Source organism: Flavobacterium resistens (assembly GCF_900182645.1).
GTDB classification, from domain to species: domain Bacteria; phylum Bacteroidota; class Bacteroidia; order Flavobacteriales; family Flavobacteriaceae; genus Flavobacterium; species Flavobacterium resistens.
In genome coordinates, this window is record NZ_FXTA01000006.1 from 21,501 (window position 1) to 41,328 (window position 19,828).

20 protein-coding genes, 1 tRNA gene and 1 pseudogene are annotated in these 19,828 nt (G+C 29.2%); 7 read left to right on the forward strand and 15 right to left on the reverse strand.

Translation table 11 applies throughout. The features are described from left to right. Positions 1–5: 5 nt before the first annotated feature. The 10 genes from FN795_RS19220 to FN795_RS21480 all read right to left on the reverse strand — a co-directional run bounded on the left by FN795_RS19220 (position 6) and on the right by FN795_RS21480 (position 8,605). Positions 6–2,006, reverse strand: coding sequence for a prenyltransferase/squalene oxidase repeat-containing protein (locus FN795_RS19220; protein WP_142452112.1), 2,001 nt, complete (start codon positions 2,004–2,006; stop codon positions 6–8). After that, positions 1,996–2,850: a carboxypeptidase-like regulatory domain-containing protein gene (locus tag FN795_RS19225; RefSeq protein WP_142452113.1), complete on the reverse strand. Its 855-nt coding sequence runs from the start codon at positions 2,848–2,850 to the stop codon at positions 1,996–1,998. The genes FN795_RS19220 and FN795_RS19225 overlap by 11 nt, the downstream gene beginning before the upstream one ends. Before the next feature lie 148 nt (positions 2,851–2,998). Then, positions 2,999–3,133 (reverse strand): hypothetical protein, encoded by a 135-nt coding sequence (locus FN795_RS21630; protein ID WP_262711392.1) that lies wholly within the window; start codon positions 3,131–3,133, stop codon positions 2,999–3,001. A 21-nt stretch (positions 3,134–3,154) separates the two neighbouring features. Beyond that, positions 3,155–3,289: a hypothetical protein gene (locus tag FN795_RS21635; RefSeq protein ID WP_262711393.1), complete on the reverse strand. Its 135-nt coding sequence runs from the start codon at positions 3,287–3,289 to the stop codon at positions 3,155–3,157. A 220-nt stretch (positions 3,290–3,509) separates the two neighbouring features. Continuing rightward, positions 3,510–3,647, reverse strand: a complete 138-nt coding sequence (locus FN795_RS21470; protein ID WP_154275370.1) for a hypothetical protein — start codon at positions 3,645–3,647, stop codon at positions 3,510–3,512. Positions 3,648–3,982: 335 nt separating this feature from the next. After that, positions 3,983–5,149 (reverse strand): peptidase, M50 family protein, encoded by a 1,167-nt coding sequence (locus FN795_RS19230; protein WP_142452114.1) that lies wholly within the window; start codon positions 5,147–5,149, stop codon positions 3,983–3,985. Next, positions 5,118–7,004 carry a prenyltransferase/squalene oxidase repeat-containing protein gene (locus tag FN795_RS19235; protein WP_142452115.1) on the reverse strand — a complete coding sequence of 629 codons (1,887 nt, stop codon included), beginning with the start codon at positions 7,002–7,004 and terminating at the stop codon, positions 5,118–5,120. The genes FN795_RS19230 and FN795_RS19235 overlap by 32 nt, the downstream gene beginning before the upstream one ends. A gap of 1 nt (position 7,005) precedes the next feature. Further along, positions 7,006–8,199 carry a carboxypeptidase-like regulatory domain-containing protein gene (locus tag FN795_RS19240; protein ID WP_142452116.1) on the reverse strand — a complete coding sequence of 398 codons (1,194 nt, stop codon included), beginning with the start codon at positions 8,197–8,199 and terminating at the stop codon, positions 7,006–7,008. Between the two features lie 69 nt (positions 8,200–8,268). Further along, on the reverse strand, positions 8,269–8,406 hold the full coding sequence (locus FN795_RS21475) for a hypothetical protein (RefSeq protein ID WP_154275371.1): 138 nt from the start codon (positions 8,404–8,406) through the stop codon (positions 8,269–8,271). A 61-nt stretch (positions 8,407–8,467) separates the two neighbouring features. Next, entirely contained in the window at positions 8,468–8,605 is a 138-nt protein-coding gene (locus FN795_RS21480) for a hypothetical protein (protein ID WP_154275372.1), read from the reverse strand. A gap of 370 nt (positions 8,606–8,975) precedes the next feature. Between FN795_RS21480 and FN795_RS19245 the strand changes: the two genes are divergently transcribed. From FN795_RS19245 to FN795_RS19260, 5 genes are all read left to right on the forward strand, one after another. Further along, positions 8,976–10,718, forward strand: coding sequence for a helix-turn-helix domain-containing protein (locus FN795_RS19245; protein ID WP_142452117.1), 1,743 nt, complete (start codon positions 8,976–8,978; stop codon positions 10,716–10,718). 114 nt (positions 10,719–10,832) lie between these two features. After that, positions 10,833–11,000 carry a hypothetical protein gene (locus tag FN795_RS21485; RefSeq protein WP_154275373.1) on the forward strand — a complete coding sequence of 56 codons (168 nt, stop codon included), beginning with the start codon at positions 10,833–10,835 and terminating at the stop codon, positions 10,998–11,000. Between the two features lie 130 nt (positions 11,001–11,130). Beyond that, positions 11,131–12,828 carry a S8 family serine peptidase gene (locus FN795_RS19250; RefSeq protein WP_142452118.1) on the forward strand — a complete coding sequence of 566 codons (1,698 nt, stop codon included), beginning with the start codon at positions 11,131–11,133 and terminating at the stop codon, positions 12,826–12,828. Beyond that, a complete protein-coding gene (locus FN795_RS19255; RefSeq protein WP_142452119.1) occupies positions 12,825–15,023 on the forward strand; it encodes a lantibiotic dehydratase family protein in 2,199 nt (732 codons plus the stop codon). Before FN795_RS19250 ends, FN795_RS19255 begins: the two co-directional genes overlap by 4 nt. 3 nt (positions 15,024–15,026) lie before the next feature. Then, positions 15,027–15,884: a thiopeptide-type bacteriocin biosynthesis protein gene (locus FN795_RS19260; protein WP_142452120.1), complete on the forward strand. Its 858-nt coding sequence runs from the start codon at positions 15,027–15,029 to the stop codon at positions 15,882–15,884. A gap of 153 nt (positions 15,885–16,037) precedes the next feature. On the opposite strand, the gene FN795_RS19265 is transcribed toward FN795_RS19260, so the two are convergent. The 5 genes and pseudogenes from FN795_RS19265 to FN795_RS19285 form a co-directional block, all read right to left on the reverse strand. Continuing rightward, a tRNA-Tyr gene (locus tag FN795_RS19265) sits at positions 16,038–16,118 on the reverse strand. A gap of 464 nt (positions 16,119–16,582) precedes the next feature. Next, positions 16,583–16,969 (reverse strand): annotated as a pseudogene (locus FN795_RS19270) (peroxiredoxin family protein); the annotation flags it as partial. 18 nt (positions 16,970–16,987) lie between these two features. Beyond that, positions 16,988–17,749 carry a DUF4369 domain-containing protein gene (locus FN795_RS19275; protein WP_142452121.1) on the reverse strand — a complete coding sequence of 254 codons (762 nt, stop codon included), beginning with the start codon at positions 17,747–17,749 and terminating at the stop codon, positions 16,988–16,990. Between the two features lie 259 nt (positions 17,750–18,008). After that, a complete protein-coding gene (locus tag FN795_RS19280) occupies positions 18,009–18,449 on the reverse strand; it encodes a KTSC domain-containing protein (protein ID WP_035650904.1) in 441 nt (146 codons plus the stop codon). A gap of 332 nt (positions 18,450–18,781) precedes the next feature. Beyond that, positions 18,782–19,027: a hypothetical protein gene (locus FN795_RS19285; protein WP_142452122.1), complete on the reverse strand. Its 246-nt coding sequence runs from the start codon at positions 19,025–19,027 to the stop codon at positions 18,782–18,784. A gap of 86 nt (positions 19,028–19,113) precedes the next feature. Here FN795_RS19285 and FN795_RS19290 point away from each other — a divergent pair, with 86 nt between their 5' ends. Both FN795_RS19290 and FN795_RS21490 read left to right on the forward strand, forming a co-directional pair. Further along, positions 19,114–19,656 (forward strand): hypothetical protein, encoded by a 543-nt coding sequence (locus FN795_RS19290; protein ID WP_142452123.1) that lies wholly within the window; start codon positions 19,114–19,116, stop codon positions 19,654–19,656. Continuing rightward, positions 19,656–19,796: a hypothetical protein gene (locus tag FN795_RS21490; protein ID WP_167498100.1), complete on the forward strand. Its 141-nt coding sequence runs from the start codon at positions 19,656–19,658 to the stop codon at positions 19,794–19,796. The genes FN795_RS19290 and FN795_RS21490 overlap by 1 nt, the downstream gene beginning before the upstream one ends. The last annotated feature ends 32 nt before the right edge of the window (positions 19,797–19,828 follow it).

A 19,828-nucleotide genomic window follows, 5' to 3' on the forward strand; every position in this document is an offset into this window, starting at 1 on the left:
TGTTACTAGAAGTTATTATAAGTTGTTAAAGTGTTTAAAACATAACTGGAGCTTATTACTTTGCTTTTGTACGGTTCATTTAATTTTGGCTTTATAAAAGGAACTGCTTCCCAGGAACCGTCCTGTTGTTGTGTATTTTCAAGGAATGCTATTCCTTTTGACAATGTTATCTGATTGTTTTCTAATTTTTCATATAACATAAGAGTACTCAAAGCTAATGCTGTACTTAGAGGATCAGGATGACCTGCTGAACTCATGGCCCAACCACCATTTTTTTGTTGGCTTTTAGTAATATAGTCTCTGGTTTTTAAAAGTATTGGAAGATATTTGTCGTTTAAATCCGGGTTGTTTCTCAGCACTTCAAAACCTAATCTTACACACAACATTGTTCCGTACTGCCATCCATAATACCATCTTGAATTCCAAAAAGAGTCATTTTCGATTTTTGAAAAAATATAATCCGTGCCATTTTCGATCACGCTTTTGTATTTTTCATAGCTGCAGATACTCAAAGCATATAAAAAATTAGCCATTACGTCGATATCAGGACCAGATCCCCATTTTGTATCATTAAACTTTTTTTGTGTTTTTTGTTTCTCAGTTTGATTTTCTTTGGGAATTATCCAAGTTTCAATTCCGCCCGTTTTTTCATTGTAACAATCATCAAGTAGAATTTTGATGCCATTGATGCAGTAATCATCTACAATATTTTTTTTGTTATTTTTAATAAAGACCTGCATCATTTGTCCTAAATCATCTGCATCGGGAGCTATTTCTTTAACCGATGGAAAATAACTCCAACAACCAACTTCATCATTGTTACGATTTTTAAAAAGATAATTGATTTCATTGCTAATTACCATTGACAGATCAATTTTGTAATTTGAATGAATGTCAATTAAATTATTAGTAATAATACCTCTTTGAAATATATCTGTTATATGTAAATCTTTATCATTTTTGAATCCTTCATAATTCGACAGAACCATTATGTGTTTCACTTCAGGGTAGTCTTTTTCCCATTCTTTTATCAGGTAATTAAGTCCTAGTTCGATTATTGAATTTTTATTAAACTCATACTCAAATGAGTTAATTTTTATTGAATTTTCTTTAATTGATGTTTTAGTTTTAATTATGGTGAGATATTCATTTATACTCGAAATAGCTGATTTAGTCTCTCTTATTTTTCCAGAAATTGCCTCTAGCCAAGTATTTTCGCCAGCATCTTTTGCTGTAATTAGAGCTTTTTCATAATAAGAAAGGGCTAAATTGTATAAATCAGAAGCTGTATTACTAATGTAAAAGATTTTCTTTAACTCTTTAATATCTGTAAAATTCTTTCCGTTTTTGTTCAAGAAAATATAAACGGCAAAATTAAATTCTTTATTTGCATAGTCTTCGATAAAGTCTTCTATATCGTCACTGATCTGAAAACCAATCGAAAAATACTTATGAGACTCCATTAATTTTTCGTAGTTTGTTTTTTCTGTATTATCGCTTAGAATAAACAATGCGTCTAACGCAATTTTCCCTAACGCAGATTTAGCATCACATAATTTTTCATATTCAGCAAGAGAAACTTCTGATTGGTGAAAAAGTTCTTTTCCAATTTTAGAAGCTTTAAAAACATCTTTTTTCCGTAAATTCCAACAGCTCCAGAAACTTTTATTTAACCCGAACAAACTAGTTAATAATTTTATAGATTCTTCTAAGAATATTCCTGAAAGAAGTAAATTATTATGTTTTGTATCCTTATCTAAAGAGGCATCCAATAATAAAGAATAAATGTAGCAAAGATAGCCCGCAATGTTTAGCAATTTTACCTTTGCTTCTTGATCTTTGATTGTGAAACTGTTTTGAAAAAGTGAAGCATATTCAAGATAAAACGAAGGATTATTGCCTAATTCACTCGCTTTAAGAATTATAGAAATTGTTTCTTTATCAAAGGGTAGTTCCTTTATGTATGAGATGAAGTTCTCTTGATGCACGGGGTTATTAATTTTCATTTATTTGATATTTTGCAAATAATTGAATTCCTAGTCCCATATTGTATTTCTCTTTTTTTGAATTCCATTTTGTCAGATTATTGGAACGTCTATATACTGGACCACAAAACACATTTGAACTGAAATAAATTATTTTCTTTTCTTTTGGATCTAAATTTTCTTTCTCAACAACATTTATGCATTCAATAGAAACTAAAAAGTCATTTTCAAGAATTAGATTGTTATTTTTTAGATCAATATCTACATCACCAGTTTCTACAACTTCCATAATAATATCAGCGTCGTTAACTCTTACTTTTTCAATATCAACATCATTATTTGCATTATAAAAATTAATTCGAAAAGTTCCTTTTTTATAGCCTAATTCAGCAATTTCAAAATGAATTTTTTCTATTTTTATTTTTTTATTTTTTTGAATTTTGAAGAATTTGCCTACTTCAGCACCTAAATTTCTAGAAGAGAATCCAACAAGTATATGTTTGCTTAAGCTATTATTTCCTAATTTTTTTTCTGATGTAAATTTCAGGGGCTGAATTTTCACTTCATCTAGCAGAAAATTCAATTGTGTCATAACAATTTCAATAGGAGTATCTTTGGCAGGAGTTACTGATTTTGTTTCATATCCCATATGTGAAACGATAATTGCAGCGTTTTCCTGTAAAGATTTATCATTGATTATGAAATCGCCATTTAAATCAGTGACTGTTCCTATAGATGTATTTTGAACACCAATATTTACATAGGGAATTGGTTTTCCTGCAGAATCAACGCATTTTCCTTTGAGTTGAGACAAACATAAATTCGATTTTAAAATGATTGTAAAAAGTATTAATAATTTCTTCATTTGTTCTTAAGTAAAAGATATAATGAAACAACAACGTTTTTTATAGCATCTAGGAGAACTATAAAAAAGTTGTTGTTCAATTAAGTATTAGTAAACCTTGTTGTCAAAGTAATTAATGGTAAGTAATTTATTAAATTGTGCCAATAAATTATTCTACTTCTTCAACTGGAGTTTGTTCACCGCAGGTGCTTCCAGGGCAATAAGTTATCCATCCTTTCATTTCAAGACGGGCTTCTAATTCTTCTACAGAAAATTCAGTGATTAAGTTTTGTTCTCTATTCATTTTTATATTTTTAAAAAATTACTATTGTTGCTCTTCTACAGGATGACAGTGAGATGCGTCATCGCAAGCTTCGATTGACAACCATCCTTTCATTTCAAGACGAGATTCTAGTTCTTCAATAGAAAATTCGTTTATTAAATTTTGTTTTGATTTCATAATCTGTTTTTTTAAAATTATTAATTGATTTGATTGAGGTTGGAATTTAGATTTTATTACTCATCTATAAGTATTATTCTTGTTGCTCACCTCCGGAACATTGTTCGCCAGGACAATCCTTAATTGTAATCCAAGCGGTCATTTCAAGTCGACATTCTAATTCTTCGACTGAAAATTCATCCATTAACTTTTGATTTGTTTTCATGTTGATTTTCTTTAATTATTGATTTTGTAGTTCTTCTGGATTATGACAATGTGAAGGATCATCACAAGGCACTACTTCAACCCAAGCTTTCATTTCTAAACGAGATTCTAATTCTTCTATAGAAAAATCTTCAATCAATTTCTGGTTATTCATCTTAGTTTAATTTTAATGGTTTAATTTATTTTTAGTTCAATTTCGCAATTGGCCAATTTAAAAGAGCATAAATTTTACGTTATAATTATGCGTATGAAACGTTTCAGGATTCAAAACTAGATTAAGTGAAAAGAGATTACAAATGCTGTATATCGAGATTCGGGAATTTCGATATGTAATTCAGGAATTTTGACAAAAAAATGTTTTTAATTCACTGATTATATATATTTTGGTGTTTTAGGTAATTTTAGTATATAACTTATTTAGCTTTTTTTTTTTAGGTGTTTTAAAAGGAGATTAATAAAAAACTTAAAAACAGAAAACATGATGCAAGTCTATGTTTTTTTTGAAATCATTTTTTTTAAAAGACCAAATACCAAGTAAAAAAATAGCAGAGGAATAAATAATTTACCTACTTCATCTAAAGAAAAACGAGCGTTTTTTGAAAATAAATTTGTAATGAAATTTTTACTGTTTCGAGGAAAATATAAAATCGAATCTGGGTTTTTTATAAGTACAAAGTATAAAAAGAAGAAAATAAAACTAACACTTATTAAGCCATACAGTAATAAAAAGTAATCCATTTTGCGCCACTTTGTTTTTGGGGTAAAAATGAGTTTTATTCTCAAAAAACCGTGAAACATTAGATTGGGCTTTTCTAAGGCATCAGATAAAATCCAATATCCATCACTTCTGGCAAATGGATTTAAGCTATGAAGTATTGAGATTGAAAAAATACATGCTAGAATAATTAGGGTTTGAAAATTAAAAAATGCGCCTATTGCAATTAAAAAGACAACATAAACGATTTCAAAATACATTCCTGCCATGTTTACAATAATTCGTTCTTTTTTAGGTAACTTCCAGATATCGGTAACATCAGCAAAATATACAGGCATAAATAAATAAAACCCTCCACCTATACCGCCATGTTTAGCGCCATAGTAATGTGCCGCGGAGGCATGACCAAATTCATGAAATGTTACACCAATAAAACTTAATATAAATAGAAACAGCCATTCAGATTTTGCCATACTGGAATGGAGTATTTGATCACTGAAGAAATAAAAGCTAGATATTAATGTTAAAAGAGATAGAAATAAAATGGTGATTAAAGCCTTTGGCAGAAATAAAAATTTTAAATATTGAGTCAATTTTGAGACTGTTTTTTCATTGATAACAATGAAGCTTAGTCTTAGATAAGCAGGTTTTAGATCAGGTTTTATTTCTACATTGCTTTCTATAATTCCAAATTTTGCTAATTTTTGATATAAAAAATCATTTGCAAAATCTTTGGTTATTGTTGAGTTATATTTTTCATTGTATTCCAGAATAATGACATCTAAGCTTTTATGGTTGTCTATAAGCTGCAAAAAAGAATACAAATCCTGAGAAATTTTTATTCTATGATCATAAACAGTTTGATGAATAAAAAAGTCATTTTTATTAATGGGGTTAAACGTAATATCTTTAGAAAGTTTTGGAATTAGATTCGGTTCCATAAATGGATAAGGATTTAAGAATTGATGATGTTGTAAAGAGTCTGTTAAATTCTTTTGCACGTACGTTTATTCCATAATTTGCAACAGGAAATTTCGAATTAATTGGGTTAATGTCTTTTGCGTCTGGAATTTGCAATGCATTAGAATTTTCCCAAGATCCATCAACAAATTGATTTTTAAGTAAGAAAGAAATTGATTTCTCTATCACTAAATCCAAACTATTGTCAGATCGCAAAAGCAAAATTTCGACAGCTAAACCTGTATAAAAAAAATTCTCCCCATAGTTATCTGAAAAACTTCCGTTTGCATTTTGTTTCATTTTTACTTGATCAATAATAAAATCCAATTTTTCAGTTTCTTTTATCAAATGATACGTTTTTGCCAAATAGTAGTATGTATAAATGTCGTTTGTCCACCAATACGCTTTAATTCTATCCTTGAGGTTTATGTCAAAGTAAGCTTTGATTTTATGGTATTCCTGGCTTTCTAAATCTTGGTTTGCTAAGAAATAAAAGCTAACCGCACTGACACAATTGTGGTTTGAAATCCATCCTGTAACATCAGTAATATGTTTATCATTCAGGGTAGTAATTAAATTACTGCTTTTCGAATAAGTTGAGAATGCTCCTTCTGTTTTTTGAAATGACTTCCATCTTGACAAGAGTTGGTTATCAATAGTTTTGTTATTTAAAAAATAAGACAGAAAAACAAAATTTGTAGAATCAGAATCTTCAATCCATGTTGTATTATAACCCCATAACGTTTTTGAAGGATTGTTGTTTAAAAATTGCAAAGCTTTTGTTATTTCATCCTTAAAGAGGAGTTTTAAAGATGAATTCTCAGAAATTTTGGACAAAATAAAAGCTGTAGACCATATATTGCTTATTCCTCCCTGGTTTACATATTCCCGCCATGTTCCGTTTTCCTGCTGCTTTGATTTTAAAAAAACAATAGCGGAATGAATGCTGTCTTTAAGTGAAATGCTGCTATTTTTTTTATTTGATAGATTTATTTCAGAAGTTAGAATTTCTAAATAGGTATCAATCTCAATTATAGCTGTTGCAAAAGTTCTTTTCGTATCCAGTAAAATTTGTTTCCATTTTGGGACATCAATTGTCAAAACAATTTCTAACGCTTTCTCGCAATACTCAATTCCAAGTTGATACATTTTTTTTGAAATACCTCTTACATATAAATATTTTTCTAAAATTTCAGGATCATTATTAGGTACATTTTGCTTTTGAAGGCTATAAATCGCCCAGTTAAATTGTCCCTTTTTTAAGTCTTCCTTAAAATCTTGTATATCATCATTAATTTGAAAAGCTACTGAAAAATATTTATGAGAAAGTAATAATTTCTGGTATAAAGAGGCATCTTTTTGATTAAAGCTAAATAAGCTGTCTATAGCGATTTTGCCAAATGCAGCTTTTTTATCGGCTAATATTTCATATTGCTCAATTTTCACCATTTCTTTTTTCGAAAGTTCCTTTTCAAGATAAACGGCCTGTAAATATTCATCTTTGCGAGTGTTCCAAAATTTCCAGAAATCATTTTCTATTCCGTAGATAGAGGTCAAAATTTTAATGCTTTCTTCTTGGCAAACTGTTATTAGTGAAAATTTAGATAAATCTTTTTCATCAATTAAACTGTCGGTAAATAATGTTGCCTGATAATATAGATAACCAGCAATATCCAGCATATTCAATTCTTTTTCGGATATAGAAAATGCAGTTGCAAACAAGGAAGGATAATTTTGATAATAGTGAGGGTTTTTATTCATAAAGCCCTCATCTAATATTAATTTTTTTAAATCATTAGAAATATTTAATTGCTGAATATAATTATGAAATTTCATTTTATTTATTTTCTATAAAATCAGTTTCTGATTGATTTAAAATTATCGAATTTGCAGTAGTCACGGTTTTGGCGGGTAAATTTTGATAAATAGGTTTTGAAAGATCGATTAAACCATCATTATCTACTTTATTAACAGGAGTCTCTTTTAAAACATAAATCGAGTTTGCAAAAACGGAAGAATGTAACTTATTGTCATATGTAATAGAACCTTCTATTGTAGCTTCAAAAGATTTTAAGCTCAACACATTATTTGCTGCTTTATAGAATGTTAACTTGACTGCGGTATTTTTTGTTTCGTTTGTAGTTTCTTTTTGATTTTCCTTAATAATCTTTTTAGTTAAATTATTTTTGAATTCTGTGATTGTTGCAAAATCTAATATTGCTTTGGTGTTTTTATCAAACGTAATTTTTCCTCTGGATCGCTTAGAAACGTCTTTTAAATTTTCCCATTCAGATTCGAAGGATACAATAATTTGATCAGCTGGTGATTGTTCTACTGTACTGGCAAGGTTTTTATTGTATTTTATAAAATCTGTGAGATATGTGTTTAGATAAATAGAGTTTATTAACGAATTAGGGACTATATATCCGCTTTTATTTTCATTGATGCGAGGGACATCAACATAAATATTCAAAGGGATATTTTTATTGTAATCGATCGTTCCTAATCTAAGTTTTAAATCGCTATTATTTTGAAGTTTATATGTTTTGCCCCACCAGTTTACTTTAGTTAAGATTAATCTTTTTAATTGATTGTCAATCAAAACCGTTTCTTTAAAATTGCATTCTTTCTCAAATGGAATAGCGACATACAGCTTCTCGTAATTATCCAAAACAAACTGTAATGCCTTGTTCAAATTAAATGATTTTATAACAATTTCATCTAATTCAACTACTTTAGGTATCATAAAAACGGTGTCAGAAACAGCCATTTTTTCAATATCCAAAACAACATCTTCAAAACCCAAACTTGATATTTTTAAGTTAGAATTTTTAGAAGTTATGTATGATTTTCCTTCAGTATTGGTAAACGTTCCTTCATTTAGGTTTACATATGTAATAATTGCATTTTCAATAGGCAATTTGGTCGTTTTGTCAAAAACGAATAGTGTTTTATTTTGCGAAAGTGCAATTTGAAACGTATTCAATAATAAAATTATAATATATGTTTTGCCTAATTTAAAGATTTTCATAAATGTTTATATAAAGGTTAAAAAGGGAATAAAATAGAATATTCCCTTTATTTTGAAATGCCAAATAGATTATAAATCTACGACAACATAAACTCCGGTACCTTCATATGAAGCTCCAAGTTTAGCGCTGTCTATCCACTGAAACTCATATCTTTTTTCTAATTCTTCTACTTGAAATTTTTCGATTAATTCATTTTCTGTATTCATGATCAGTTATTTATTAAGTTAATAATTAATTCGGTTACTATTTTTACATCAATGATGTCGATTATACATCTGTTTCCCATTTAATCGTACCAGAATCTGTTTTTATAGATCCTCCAACACTTTCAATCCATGCAAATTCATATCTTTTCTCAAGCTCTTCTACTTGAAACTTTTCTATTAATTGATTTTCGTGGTTCATATTACTACGTTTTATTTGTTAAACATTAGATTTATGATTTTTTGCCATATTGCTCAATTTTTCGGATTTTTGATACAGCAAAATCAGTCTTTTGTAATTGGCCAATTACATTAAAAAAAGATGCATTTCTTACAGTGACGTCTAACCGCAAAAAATGTAATATTTTCTTGAATTCAAAACTAGATAAACAGCAATATGCAAACAAATGCACTATGTCGAGATTCAGGAATTTCGATATGTAATTCAGGAATTTAAAGATATTTTACTGTTAAGTTTCTGAAAAACAGTATATTGTATAAAATATTAAGATTCGTTATTTATTTGCTTATTTCTATTGAGATAGCCTATTTTTGTACCAAATCATTATTTTATGGCCTTGAATAAATTGTTTAATTTTTCCTTAGTTTTATTATTTCCTTTCTTGTCGTTTTCGCAAACTTCACAAAAAGACCTTACAAAATTATCTTATAAAGAACTGAACAATCTATATTTTGATAATGAGAATAATCCCAAAAAACAGATTTTGTTCACCAATGCCTATATGGCAAAAGCAAAGAGAGAAAATAATAATATAGCAAAGGCCCGAGGTAATTATCAAATAGCATTGTTATATTACCTGAAAGATGAGAATAAAGCCATTAGTTATTTAGATAGTGTTATAAAATATTCAAAGAATACAAACGATAAATTCTTTCCCGCGGCTGCATATTGCGAAAAAGCAGATTTTCTTAAGAAACAATTTAAGTTTAAGGAGGCTATGGATAATTATAATTTAGCCGAAAAAATAGCGCTTCAAACGAATGTTGATTATTATTATGTAGTACGTGAATATATAGGTATTACAAAATCTGAAGATTTAGGAGAATATAATGAAGCTTTAGCAATTTACAAGGAATGTTATGATTATTACAAGACAAAAGAATATAGAACAGACAAATATGCTAATAATTTTCAGGATATAATTTTTGGAATTGCAGACTGTTATAAATCATTGCAAAATACAGATTCAACGACATATTATAATAAGTTAGGATTTAAAGAATCAACGATAACAAATAATGTATCGTTAAAGTATGTTTTTGTATTAAATGAAGGAGCAAATCAAGTATTAAAGAAAAATTATCATGTAGCGCTAGACAGCATCAATAAGGCTTTACCTCAAATGATAAAGTATAATGATGTGGGTAATACTTTAGCTGCGTATTTTTATTTGGGAAAAGCTTATAGTGGTATTGAAAAAAAAGACATAGCTGCCAAAAACTATCTTAAAGTTGATTCAATTTACTCTAGAACAAAAGAAATAACTGCAGAATTTATAGATGGTTATCCGTTTTTGATTAATTACTATAAAAGCATAGGGGATAAAGAAAAGCAGCTTAATTATATTTCTAAATATATGATTATTGATAGTGTTTTGCATAAAAATTACAGGAACCTAAATAAATTGGTACGAAACGAATATGATATTCCACATTTAATGTCTGAAAAAGAAAGTATTATTTATTCTTTGAAAAAAAATAATTTGCGATATTATTGGGGAATCGGGGTACTACTACTGGTGATATTGACTGTTTCAATATTTGGATTTTATCAATTTAATCTTAAGAAAAAATACCGTTCTCGATTTGAACAAATAATGGATAAATCCTCAGAGAAAAAAAATGAACAGGATAATCCTGATAGCATTCAAGTTTCTACAGTTTTTTTCAAAAAGGATAATATTGGCATTGCAGAAGAATTAATTACAGAAATTTTAGAAAAATTAAATGATTTCGAAAAAGCAAAAGGTTTTTTAAAATCAGATATTACAATACAAAATTTATCTTCACTTTTTGAGACCAACAGTAAATATCTGTCTAAAATTGTCAATACCTATAGAGATAAAACGTTCATCCAATACATAAACGATTTGCGAGTAGAAGATGCAATTGAGAATTTAAAAAAGGATTCTAAGCTAAGAAAATATACTGTTCATGCGCTTGCTTTAGAATTTGGTTTTAATAGCGCAGAGTCATTTTCGGCTGCCTTTTTCAAGAAATCAGGAATAAAACCAACGTATTTCATAAAACAATTGGAAGATTTATCTGAATATAAAAAATTGAATAACAATTAGTTGTCTTATTTTGATTTATCGAAATTCAGGAATTTCGATAAATCAAAATAAGATTTGTAATTATCTGTAACCCCAACAATTTATATTTGTACGATAACCATAAATTTTTTAAAAATGAAAGAAAGTAAACTGAAAAAAGAAATCAAAAAATTTGATTTAGATAAAATGGAAGTTGCCAAATTAAAAAACATGCATTTAATTATTGGAGGAGGAGGGGATGACCCTATTGATACTAATGATAAAAAAGGAGGTTCATCAAGAGATTGTGCTCAGAGTAACTAAGGAAAAGTTAAATCGAGCCTCTCTAAAACTAAAGCTCCATAATTAATAATTAGTCTTTTAAACTTAATTTGTTACTTAAGCAGGATACTAATTAATCTTAAAAGACTAATAAAATGTTTCCACACAAAATATGAAATTATTCTGCAATATATTACTGCTTATTCTCCTTATCAGCTGTCATAGCACAAAAAAAATAAATAGTTCTAAGCAAGTACCTTTACAAACAAAATTTTCAAATTCAGAGCTTGAAACTTGGTATCAGAAAGATTATACCTTAGATGGCATTCCTGGAATTTCATTAGATAAATGGTATAATCAAAACAAGAAGAAACAAAAAAACACTGTTACTATTGCGATAATTGATACCCAAATTGATATTAATCATGAAGATTTGAAAGGACAACTTTGGACAAATGTTAAGGAAATTCCAAACAATAATATAGATGATGATCACAATGGCTATATAGATGATGTGAATGGATGGAGTTTTACCGGAACTAAAAGCGGAGGTTATGTGGTTTGGAATAATTATGAATATGTTAGAATAGTACGAGAATGGGGGCCAAGGTTTAAAGGCAAAACTGAAAATGAGATTTTGAATAAAGATTTGCCTGACTACAAGGAATATCTGCGAGCCTCAAAAACGTTTGATTCTAAAGAAAAATATTACAGAAATTGGCACAAATCTCTAGTCTTTAATATTGAAGTATATCCTGTAGTCAAAGATACTTTAAAGTATTTTTTTCCAAAAGAAGATTATACCTATCAGCAGTTGGACAGTATGTATAAAAAATACAAAATAAATGATAAAAAATACAGACAAAGACGTGATGATAATGACAGAGATTTAGGAGCTCTGATTGATTATAAGATGGGCAATTTAGAAGTTAATGATAATAAGCTGGAAGATATAGTTGATAAAAGAATACAACTGGATTCGATATTATTAAAAAATTTAAATGTTGACTATAATGAACGTTTATTGATTGGTGATAATCCAAATATTCTTGAAAAAGGTTATGGCAACAATAATATAAGCAACAATAAAGCTGGACATAGGTCAATACAGGATCATTGTACTAAAATGGCTGGAATAATTGGAGCAAATCGAATAAATAATATTGGTGTAAAGGGTATCTTGCAAAATGTAAAAATCATGCCTTTAAATATTTCGCCATCTGGAGATGAGCATGATAAAGATATTGTAATGGCAATATATTATGCGGTTGACAATGGTGCTAAGGTAATTAACATGTCATTGGGTAAAGAATTTTCCCTTCATAAAGAATGGATGTTTGATGCTTTAAAATATGCAGAATCCCATAATGTTTTAATAGTTCACAGTGCGGGAAATTTTGCTTTTGATGTAGATAAAAACCCAGAGTACCCTAGTGATGTTGCTTTTGATGGTACTCCTGAAATTTGTAATAATTTCATTAATGTTGGTTCCACAACTTATAAGTTAAACGAATATTTTGTATCAGATTTTTCAAATTATGGGAAAGAAAATGTTGATTTATTTTCTCCCGGTGAGGAAATTTACACTACAGCTTCGGGTAATATCTATAATTCTGATTCAGGAACTTCTATGGCTGCCCCGATGGTATCGGCAACAGCAGGTTTAATTTGGTCCTATTTTCCAAATCTTACTGCCGCTGAGGTAAAACAAATCATTATGGATTCAGGAAATACATATGATATTGAAGTTATTGTTCCAGGAAGTAAAAATAAAAAAGTGCCATTTTCTGAATTGTCTAAATCAGGTAGAGTTTTAAATGTTTACAATGCCATGAAATTAGCTGAAAAAATGGACCGAAATAGAAAATGATATCGAATATAAAGATTACATCCTTTGATGATTACGTATTAAGAACGCCTTTATTTCCATTGTCTTTATATCTTAACACAGTAGAAAATTATTCGATCGAAAAAGCAAAACTGCAATATCAAAACCCAATAGTTAGAGAAGCTATAAATTTAGCTTCTCCAGATTTGAAAAAAGAGTTAGATAAATGGGTTAAAACAGATTCAAACCTATCGGTTAAAAAGGCAAAAAGATTAGAGTATACATTTCTAAAATATTTAGCCAGAATGTCCTCCAGATGTACGCCTTTTGGCCTTTTTTCTGGTTGTTCTGTGGGGCGAACAGGTGCTGAAACAAGAATTATTTTGGAGGATTCTGAGAAGTTCGAACGTTTTACTCAATTTGATATGCAATTTTGGATAATGTTGCTTCAAGAAGTTTCCAAAAAAAAAGAAGTTGTACCACATTTAAAATATTATCCGAACAATAGTATTTACAAAATTGGAGATTTTTATCGTTATACAGAATACAAAAGTATAGATACAAAGCGAGAACATAGTATTTCGGCGCTACGAGAATCAAGGCTATTAACTGAATTGCTTGATGCTATAAAAGAAGGAATGACAATTGAAGAAATGGTCTTGCTTTTGTCGGATGATGAGGATGAAAAACAAGAAGCTCAAAAATATGTTTTAAAACTTATCGATTTTCAATTTTTAGTAAGCGAGTTAGATGCTGTCGTTACGGGAAATAAGGATTGGGACAGAATATTTGCCGTTTTGAAAAAGATTCCTGCAGTCGAGAGAGAGTATCAGCTACTAGAAAAAACTTTAAAACAGCTTAGCGTTTTAGATGAAAAGCTGGTCCCTCCCGAAAAAATATATCAGGAGATTAAAAACAATGTTCAACAACTAGGAATCCGATTTGACGAAAAATATCTTTTCCAAACAGATTTAAATACAAATACCTCTGTAAATACTTTAAACAAAAATATTCCCAAAAAAGTTCTTCGGGCAATTGAGTTTTTAAATGGTATTCAAACAAAACAGAAATTTAAGAATCAGGAAAATTTTAAAAAAGCATTTATTCAAAGGTATGAAGGCAGAATTATGCCATTGACTACTGTTTTGGATACTGAAATAGGAATTGGATATCTCCAGAATAATGATATGAACGACAGCCATGAGATTTTGGAGTTTCTTTCAGTTAAGACTAAAGGTGTTGAGCATGAAAATGAAATTTGGACACCTTATGATTTTATTTTGCAGAAAAAACTGCAAGAGTGTATGTTGAAAGGAGGAACAGAAATTACATTAATTGAAAGGGATTTTTCAAACTTCAGTCGCGATTTTAATAATGCTCCGGTAACATTTTCTGTAATGTTTGAAGTTTTAAATGAGGAGAAAGTAGTAATCGAATCATCCGGTAATATAAGTGCGGCTAAACTTTTAGGTCGTTTTTGTAATGGCAATCTTTCCATCCATAAGCTAACCAAAGAGATTATAGAAAAAGAAGAAGTTTTTTATTCCGATCAGATATTGGCAGAGGTTGTTCATATTCCTGAATCAAGGACAGGAAATATTTTACGTCGACCTATTTTGCGAAAGCACGAAATTAGTTATTTGGCAAAGTCCGGAGTGCTTGAAAATGATACGATTAATTTGAATGATCTGTGGGTTTCTGTAGATAATGACACAATAATATTATTTTCAAAAAAACATAATAGAGAAATAATTCCGTGTTTGTCAAATGCTCATAATTTTTCTAAGAGTTCATTACCTATTTATCACTTTTTATGTGATTTACAATCTCAACATATAAAACCAATTTATTCTTTTGATTGGGGAATCTTAAAAAAACATTATAGCTATTTTCCAAGAGTTACTTATCATGATACTATTTTATCAAAAGCCAGGTGGGTTGTAGAAAAAGACGAAATGATACATTTTTCTAAAATGAATGATAAGCAACTTAAAGTTGAATTTTTAAACTGGAGGTCTCAAAGAAATATTCCTCGTTATGTCAATTGGGTAAATTATGACAATACGCTTTTGTTTGATTTTGAAACTCAGATAGGAGTTGACTTATTCTTAAATTCAGTCAAAAATAAACAAGAAATCATCTTGGAAGAATTTTTGTTTGCAAAAAAATCTGTCGTACAAAATAAGAATGCAGAGATTTATTGTAATCAATTTATATTATCATTTTACAAAGAATAAAAAATGCAAAGAGATTTTTTCTTGGGAAGTCAATGGTTGTATTATAAAGTCTATACTGGTGTTAAAACTGCCGACTTAATTTTATTAGAAAATCTTGAACCAGTTATAGCTGAGTTGGAATTAAATAAACAAATAAAAAGATGGTTTTTTATCAGGTATAATGATCCGGAGGCGCATATTAGGCTAAGGTTTTTAGTTGATAAAACCAATGATTTATTAACAGTTATTAATGCTCTGCAGCCAATATTCAGCCAGTTAATGAAAGATAATTTGGTCTGGAAAATTCAGACAGACACTTATCAGAGAGAAATTGAAAGGTATGGCTTTAAAACAATGGATGCCTCAGAATTCTTTTTTTGGAATGACAGTAAGATGATTTTGCAATATTTACTTCTTCAAAGTGCTTTTTCCGAAAGAGAAACACCTTTATTTTTTAGTTTTTTGGCAATAGATTCATTTTTAAATTCATTTGAGCTATCAGCTTTAGAAAAACTTGCATTGATGGATAAACTTCAAATCGCTTTTAAAAAGGAATTTCAAATTGATAAAGCTCAAAAAAAGAATTTAGATTTAAATTATCGGACATTATATCCTAAGATAAAGTGTTTTTTAGAAACTTCAAATAAAAATGATTTTCCAGAGATTTTTTCTATTATTATGGAAAAATCAAATAATATTAAAGAAGTAGTTTCAAATATCAGAAATGAAATTGAAATTCCGCTTAATGACTTTTTATCAAGTCATATTCATATGATGCTTAACAGGCAATATACTTCTAAACAAAGAATTTATGAACTACTTATTTACGATCATATGTATAGATATTATAAAACTTTAAATTATCATAAAAATGATTTTTAATAGAGTTTTATTATATATAATAGAAGCAGTATAAAACAAAAAACCTGCGAATCCTAGGATTTGCAGGTTTTACTATTTTAATTTTATTTGTAAAGAATTCTAAGTATTAAACTTTATCAAAAAAAAATCCTAATCAAATGATTAGGATTTTTGTGGGGAGAGCAGGATTCGAACCTGCGAAGTTCACACAGCAGATTTACAGTCTGCCCTCGTTGGCCGCTTGAGTATCTCCCCGATCTCAGCTTGTTGTGCTTTGTTGTTCTTAGCGGTGGCAAAGATAGGAACTCTTTCTACATTTCCAAACAAAAAAATGACTTAATTTTAAGTTATTTTAAAGTTATTTTTTAATTCGTTGGAATTGAAATAAATAAAAAAGGAATCTTATTGAATATTTTTTCATTTATTTCAAAAAGTAAGATTATTCTTAGTGTAATTTTGTATTTTATATAGTTGATTCAGGATGTGTAAAAGCTGTCAGCTATTATTCTTATTGGCAATTTTAAATAAAAATTGAGAAAATAGTATCTAATTTAGGATCGTTTAATAATCGATTTATCATAAAAAAAATTAAGCCATCTTTAAAATATTCTCTTGGCTTCATTTTTTTTAATGTACTTTTTAAAAATATTTTTTTCTAAAAACTATTAGATAAAAAAAAATCTCCACTAGGGAGATTTTTTTATTCTGAATATTTGATATTATTTAGCTAAAAGCTCTATAATTTTTGCTTTCAATTCTGGACCTCTCAAATCCTGAGCGACTACTTTTCCTGATGCATCAAGAATAAAAGTTGCTGGAATTGATTCAACATGATATTGTGCAGCAATTGGTTCATCCCAAAATTTTAGGTTCGAAACATGTGTCCAAGTTAAACCATCTTTTGCGATAGCTTCAGTCCACTTGCTTTTTTCTTTATCTAAAGAAACGCCAATAATGTTTAATCCTTTCGAATGTAGCTCTTTATAAATAGCAACTACGTTCGGGTTTTCTTTTCGGCAAGGACCGCACCATGATGCCCAAAAATCTACAATAGTTACTTTGCCTAAACTTTCTTTAAGCGAAACCATTTTTCCTTCAGGATTTGGTGCAGAAAAATCTGCTCTTCATTTAGCGCTGCCAACAGGAGGAGCTGATGCACCTACAGCAGGCAATTTTGCTTGACCAATTTTTGTTTTAGCTTCTTTACCAGGAGTTGTGTTTTTAACTTCCTCATCTAAAGAGTTATAAATGCTTTCTACTTTTTTAGCATCTGCAGTTGGATCTTCAGACATTCCTTTTACGATTAGAGCAGAAATGAAAGATTTTGGGTGAGATTCAGCATAAGTAATATACTTCTTTTTAGTATCATTCTGAACTTCTGTTTGGATTTCCATGTATTGTTTCATCAAGCCATTGATAGTTGCTGTATCTTGAGCTTGTTGAGCTTGTTGCATTTTAGCAGTATTGTTTTTTTGAAAATCTACTAATTTTTTAGAAGTTTTGTTAAGCTCGTCTTGGAATTTTACAAACTCTTCGTTGTTGTAAGTTCCAGTAATTTTAGATTTGTGGATGCTGTCTTTGTCAATAGCGATTGCAATTTCTCCAGTTTCTAAGATAAATGGAATTGGTGCATTAGCATCTTGAAGAATTAAAGTATGAAAAGCTGGTTCAGTTACTTTTCCTTTTATTTCGAATTTTCCGTTTTCAACTTTTACAGTATCAAGGGCAACCGTCATGTGCGTTACTGGATCTTGACCTTGAAGGATGATAGTTTTTCCGTTTGCAATTCCTGTTGCAGTTCCTGTAATTAGATACTCTCCGTCTTTAACTTTGCTGCATGAAATAATTGCTACAGAAGCTGTAAGTAAAAAAAATATTTTTTTCATTATAAATATTAATTAGTTAATTGATTTGTGCAACAAAAGTATTTAAAAATATAGAACATCAAGAATTTTGTAACCTAAAATTTTGTTATAGTTTTTTATGCTCTAAAGTCCCTAAAATCAAGCGATTTGCTTGTTTTATATGTTTTGAAACTATTAATTGTGTATTTATTTTGAATGAAAATAAACAATTTAGCATTTTTAAGGCATAAAAAAAGCACTCCGTAATGAGAGTGCTTCTAGGTATATTTTTGATCAAAAACTATTCTTGATTTGTTTTCTTTCTCCAAGTAAAAGAATTCAGGATATGTCTTTTTGCAAATCTTCCTGGTGAATCAGCATTTACCATTTTCACGTAAGTTGCTTTAGGAACACTGATGTATTCGTAAACACTTCCGTTAGAGAAATCAATAATCAAACGACCTTCAACAAATTTGTAATCTGTGATTGTGCAAGTTGAAATTGTTTCTGTGTATTCTGGTAAATTAAGTTTAATAGTATCAGGGTGAATACTTACTAAAAAGTGGTAAGCTTCGATGATCGTTTTACTTTTTTCTTCTGCCTCTTTTAAACCAGCTTCATTTCCAACAAATTTATCAGGATGAGATTCTTTCATCGCATTACGATAGATTGTTTTTAAATCTTTTAACTCTGCAGTTTTCTCTACGTTTAGTAACTTACGGTATTCAACTATTTTTTTCATAAATAAAAGGTAACTACTTGTCTATTAGTTTGAAATCGATATTAATTAGTTCAAATCGACAAATTTTTTGCAAAGGTACACTTTTTTTTAACTTTTCAGTTTTCATCTAAAAAATATTCTAGAATGCTGAAAAAATTTAACCGCAAAGAACGCAAGATTTTTATATAAATGGTTTTTATAAAACGCAAAGTTCGCAAAGCTTTGTATTGATAAAGTTTTGCGAACTTTGCGAATTTTTAAGCGTAATCTTTAATAAAAAACTTAGCGTGCTTTGCGGTTAATTAAAGCATTTCAACTTGAAACCTGAAACCTGAAACCTGAAACAAAAAAACTTATTCCGGCTTATGATTAGCCTTATCAAAGTTTCTAGATTTCTTTGGATATTTATCGTAGCTCATGTCGCTTGGGTTTTCAATAACCGACTTTATTGTAATCCAATCACCAACATTAAATTTTGCCTGAACCATTTTATAGTCTAAAAGATACGCGCCGCAGAAATAATTATTGTTTTCATCTTTTTCGATAATACCGGTAAAAACTCCCTTTTGCGGCATTTTTTGTTCTAAATCTTTAGACATCTTTTTTTTATTTAAAATTGAAGATGCAAAGTTAATCAATTTAGGTTTGTTTTAGGGAGTTCGTGACAATCTCAGTATATTTGCATATGCAGAAAAATTTCAAGCCTCATCCAAATTCGTTTAAAAATACTTTTTGTGCTTTTCATGAAGTGCTTCCAGATCGAATTGAAGGTTTGAAAAAACAATTTGAAAGTAAAGCCGGAAGTACTTATTATTATACTGAAGAAGGGATGTACCGCGTTTCTAACCATTGGGGAAGATTGGCAAACAGTAAATGGCGCTTGATCGCCCGAGAACCGGAAACCGAATCAAAAACAAAAATTGGTTTTGCCAAATGGAACGAATTTTATCCAGATAATGCCGAAGAAAAACTATATTATATAGAAGCCGATTTCGATAAAAACCTTGCCAATTATCAGCATAAAAATAATCCGGAATATGACGGAAAAGCGATATTGAGAACGAGTTTTGAAACCACAAAAAGATTAAAACAAGTCCGAAATTTGCAGCAACTGACTTCCTGGGCAAAATATTTTGATTACGACGATATTGATGATTTAAGAAAACAGATTATCAACGAACTGATTTTTACAGAAAAAAGTTTAGAAGAAATTAAAAGAGAAATATAATGGGACGCAATAACGAAAGGAATATCAAAAAGCACAATGACAAATTGCACAAAGCCCAGGCAAAAGCAAAACAAGCTGAAATTTCACGTAAAGAAAAGCTCAAAGAAATTGTGAAAAAATTCAACGAGAATAAAGAGTAATAAATATAGTTTCAAGTTTCAGGTTGCACGTT

Excerpts from the sequence above, each read along its gene's own strand:
- FN795_RS19235 (WP_142452115.1), bottom strand. The coding sequence starts at position 7,004 with ATGAAATTTCATAATTATATTCAGCAATTAAATATTTCTAATGATTTA.
- FN795_RS19245 (WP_142452117.1), top strand. The coding sequence starts at position 8,976 with ATGGCCTTGAATAAATTGTTTAATTTTTCCTTAGTTTTATTATTTCCT.
- FN795_RS19250 (WP_142452118.1), top strand. The coding sequence starts at position 11,131 with ATGAAATTATTCTGCAATATATTACTGCTTATTCTCCTTATCAGCTGT.
- FN795_RS19225 (WP_142452113.1), bottom strand. The coding sequence starts at position 2,850 with ATGAAGAAATTATTAATACTTTTTACAATCATTTTAAAATCGAATTTA.
- FN795_RS19220 (WP_142452112.1), bottom strand. The coding sequence starts at position 2,006 with ATGAAAATTAATAACCCCGTGCATCAAGAGAACTTCATCTCATACATA.
- FN795_RS19230 (WP_142452114.1), bottom strand. The coding sequence starts at position 5,149 with ATGGAACCGAATCTAATTCCAAAACTTTCTAAAGATATTACGTTTAAC.
- FN795_RS19260 (WP_142452120.1), top strand. The coding sequence starts at position 15,027 with ATGCAAAGAGATTTTTTCTTGGGAAGTCAATGGTTGTATTATAAAGTC.
- FN795_RS19240 (WP_142452116.1), bottom strand. The coding sequence starts at position 8,199 with ATGAAAATCTTTAAATTAGGCAAAACATATATTATAATTTTATTATTG.
- FN795_RS19255 (WP_142452119.1), top strand. The coding sequence starts at position 12,825 with ATGATATCGAATATAAAGATTACATCCTTTGATGATTACGTATTAAGA.
- FN795_RS19290 (WP_142452123.1), top strand. The coding sequence starts at position 19,114 with ATGCAGAAAAATTTCAAGCCTCATCCAAATTCGTTTAAAAATACTTTT.
- FN795_RS19275 (WP_142452121.1), bottom strand. The coding sequence starts at position 17,749 with ATGAAAAAAATATTTTTTTTACTTACAGCTTCTGTAGCAATTATTTCA.
- FN795_RS19280 (WP_035650904.1), bottom strand. The coding sequence starts at position 18,449 with ATGAAAAAAATAGTTGAATACCGTAAGTTACTAAACGTAGAGAAAACT.
- FN795_RS21470 (WP_154275370.1), bottom strand. The coding sequence starts at position 3,647 with ATGAATAACCAGAAATTGATTGAAGATTTTTCTATAGAAGAATTAGAA.
- FN795_RS21480 (WP_154275372.1), bottom strand. The coding sequence starts at position 8,605 with ATGAACCACGAAAATCAATTAATAGAAAAGTTTCAAGTAGAAGAGCTT.
- FN795_RS21475 (WP_154275371.1), bottom strand. The coding sequence starts at position 8,406 with ATGAATACAGAAAATGAATTAATCGAAAAATTTCAAGTAGAAGAATTA.
- FN795_RS19285 (WP_142452122.1), bottom strand. The coding sequence starts at position 19,027 with ATGTCTAAAGATTTAGAACAAAAAATGCCGCAAAAGGGAGTTTTTACC.
- FN795_RS21485 (WP_154275373.1), top strand. The coding sequence starts at position 10,833 with ATGAAAGAAAGTAAACTGAAAAAAGAAATCAAAAAATTTGATTTAGAT.
- FN795_RS21630 (WP_262711392.1), bottom strand. The coding sequence starts at position 3,133 with ATGAATAGAGAACAAAACTTAATCACTGAATTTTCTGTAGAAGAATTA.
- FN795_RS21490 (WP_167498100.1), top strand. The coding sequence starts at position 19,656 with ATGGGACGCAATAACGAAAGGAATATCAAAAAGCACAATGACAAATTG.
- FN795_RS21635 (WP_262711393.1), bottom strand. The coding sequence starts at position 3,289 with ATGAAATCAAAACAAAATTTAATAAACGAATTTTCTATTGAAGAACTA.